General features: G+C 58.3%; 4 protein-coding genes. All 4 read right to left on the minus strand.

The genetic code is table 11. From position 1 onward, the window contains the following. Positions 1-420 precede the first annotated feature (420 nt). A complete protein-coding gene (gene ftcD, locus NTW95_04745) occupies positions 421-1344 on the minus strand; it encodes a glutamate formimidoyltransferase (protein MCX6556725.1) in 924 nt (307 codons plus the stop codon). A gap of 21 nt (positions 1345-1365) precedes the next feature. Beyond that, positions 1366-1839, minus strand: coding sequence for a biotin/lipoyl-binding protein (locus tag NTW95_04750; GenBank protein MCX6556726.1), 474 nt, complete (start codon positions 1837-1839; stop codon positions 1366-1368). Between the two features lies 1 nt (position 1840). Then, positions 1841-2140, minus strand: a complete 300-nt coding sequence (locus NTW95_04755; protein ID MCX6556727.1) for a hypothetical protein — start codon at positions 2138-2140, stop codon at positions 1841-1843. A 9-nt stretch (positions 2141-2149) separates the two neighbouring features. Further along, on the minus strand, positions 2150-2545 hold a 396-nt coding region (locus NTW95_04760; GenBank protein ID MCX6556728.1), incomplete at its 5' end, for a methylmalonyl-CoA carboxyltransferase.

The following is a 2545-nucleotide window of genomic DNA, read 5'->3' on the forward strand; positions in this document are numbered from 1 at the left end:
AATAACGCTTGGCCGTGTTTTCAGTCCTGACAAGCTTTTCAAAGCTTCTTATGTCCATCGCACCATCTTAAATTGGTGCAAAATCTTTTACAATTACCTTTTGTTTTTAGTATATCAAATAAATAAATTAAAGTAGAGTGAAAAATTATTCATGGCTCTTATCAATATCACTGTTCCTTGTATGCCGAACCTCAATAATCAATTTGTTTTCACTCTGCCCCCGTTTCCAATCATCGGGATAAATTCGCTGACCCAGAGATAAATAAAAATCAGGATGGCTGTCATCTCTTTTTCATTCATTTGGGAAAAGGAGTTATACCGGGCTAAAACAAAAAAAGTCAATCCTTCACCGTCGAAATAATACGATTCCCGACTGTTTCCTACGAACCGGATACGGGGGTGGCGCGATAGGAACGGCTGTCAGTTCGCCTGCTTGGTCTCGTCCAGGTGAGTCTGGATCTTGCGCTCCAGGATTTTGTCCAGGGAGAAATCCCGGATGCCCATGTAATAAAAAGCCGATTCGATGAAGACATTCTCCGGGATCAGGCCGATCATCTCCACCCTGCGCACGGTGGCGCCAAAGCGTTTGGCCTCCGAGCGCAGCATCTCCAGCACCCGGTACATGGGCATGGCCCGGTAGTTGGAGTTGGTCACCGTGATCTCGGCCAGGTTGTTCTCGCTGTCCATGCCGGCGTAGGCGTTGACATGGGACAAGCCGCCGTTGGCATGTTTGATGATCTCGCTCAACGCCCGGGCCACCGTAATGTCGCCGCTGTCCAGGAAAGCCGTGAAGCTGAGCAGCGGATGGCGGGCGCCGATGATCGTCGCCCCGGCGCTGGGATTGAAGGTGTCGGGTCCGTAGTCGGGCTTCCAGCGCGGGTCTTTCAGTTTCTGCTCGAGCCCCTCGTACTCGCCCTCGCGGATGTTCTCGATGTAGCGGCGCATGGGGAAGCGCGCCGCTTCGCTGAACAGGTAAACCGGCAGGTCGAACTCGGCGGCGACCTTCTGGGCGAATTCCACGGCCATGGCCACCGTCTCCTCGATGGTGGCGTCCTTGAGCGGCACGAAGGGAAAGACGTCCACCGCCCCCAGGCGGGGATACTGCCCCTTGTGCTTGCTCATGTCCACCTGCTTCAGGGTTTCGCGGTACAGGGTGAGGCCGCCGGCGAAGATCGCTGCCTTCGGGCCGGTGAAGGAGAACACGGTGCGATTGCGGACGCTGTCGCAGGAGACATCCAGCACCAGGAGGTTCTCGATGTTTTTCAGCTTCTGGACCAGGGCGGAGATGAACTGCTGGTCATTGCCTTCCGAGATATTGGGAACGACCGAAATGATTTTGCTCATGGACTGCTCCTTTTGCGGAATTTACAGGCTGGCCATGTCCGAGCGGGCGATCTCGATCAAGGTATCGCCCTCGGCCACGTTGTCGCCTTTCTTGACGAATATCTTCTTGACCGTGCCATCGATGGTCGCCTGGATCTGGTTTTCCATTTTCATGGCTTCCATGGTCACGATGACCTGGCCGGCCTTGACCTTCTCGCCGGCTCCGACCTTGACGTCGACGATCAGCCCCGGCAACGGCGATTTAACGATATTGGAAACATCGCCCCCGGCCGGCGGCGCTTCCAGGGCCGGCCTGACCGACGGCACGGTGGCGGCCGCTTCGGTCCGGGACTCGCCCTTTTTGGTCTCCACCGGCAGCAGCTTACTCAATCCCAGCTGTTGCAAACCGACCTGGAATTCCCTGCCATTGACCGTGATCCGCGCCTGCTCGGCGTTGATCTCGCTCACTTCGGCGCGGTATTCCTTCCCGTTGATGGTCAAGACATATTCACTCATGTTAGCGCACTCCTTGGTAAGGACGGACCAGCAGCCGCCCCCATTCGCTCCAGCCCTGGGGCTGGCCGTCCTCGTTGAAGGTGAAGCCATGCCCCTGCAAGGCCATGAACACTTTCACCTCGACGGCCAGAACGGCCGCGATCACGGCCGCGATCTCCGGCTCCACTGCCGCTGCGTCCGGGGCAGCGGCGGGCGGCGGCGTCCTTTCGGCGGGGACCTTGAGGGCCTCGTCCGGGACGGCGGCCTTGGGGCGGCGGCCGGCGAACCAGCGGTCAAGGTTTTTCTTGATGCCCAATTTCATTTCTCCGGTTCACAGCGGGATGTTGCCGTGCTTCTTGGGCGGATTGGCGTCGCGCTTGCAGGCCAGCATCTCCAGGGCCTTGATCAGGCGCAGGCGGGTGCCGGCCGGCTCGATCACGTCGTCGATGTAGCCTTTCTTGGCGGCGCTGTAGGGGGTGGCGAACAGGTCGCGGTAAAGTTCCTTCAGTTCTTCTTTTTTCTTGCCCGCGTCCTCGGCTTTTTTCAGCTCCTCGCTGTAGATGATCTCCACCGCCCCGTCCGGGCCCATGACCGCGATCTCGGCCGTCGGCCAGGCCAGGTTGACGTCGCCGCGGATGTGCTTGGAATTCATGACGCAGTAGGCGCCGCCGTAGGCCTTGCGCACGATGACGGTGACCTTGGGCACCGTGGCCTCGGCGAAGGCATA

This window comes from Candidatus Aminicenantes bacterium (genome assembly GCA_026393795.1).
In the GTDB taxonomy this organism is placed as follows: domain Bacteria; phylum Acidobacteriota; class Aminicenantia; order UBA2199; family UBA2199; genus UBA2199.

What these genes read in the sequence shown, in the direction of transcription:
- ftcD (MCX6556725.1), bottom strand. Translation starts at nt 1,344, where the DNA reads ATGAGCAAAATCATTTCGGTCGTTCCCAATATCTCGGAAGGCAATGAC.
- NTW95_04750 (MCX6556726.1), bottom strand. Translation starts at nt 1,839, where the DNA reads ATGAGTGAATATGTCTTGACCATCAACGGGAAGGAATACCGCGCCGAA.
- NTW95_04755 (MCX6556727.1), bottom strand. Translation starts at nt 2,140, where the DNA reads ATGAAATTGGGCATCAAGAAAAACCTTGACCGCTGGTTCGCCGGCCGC.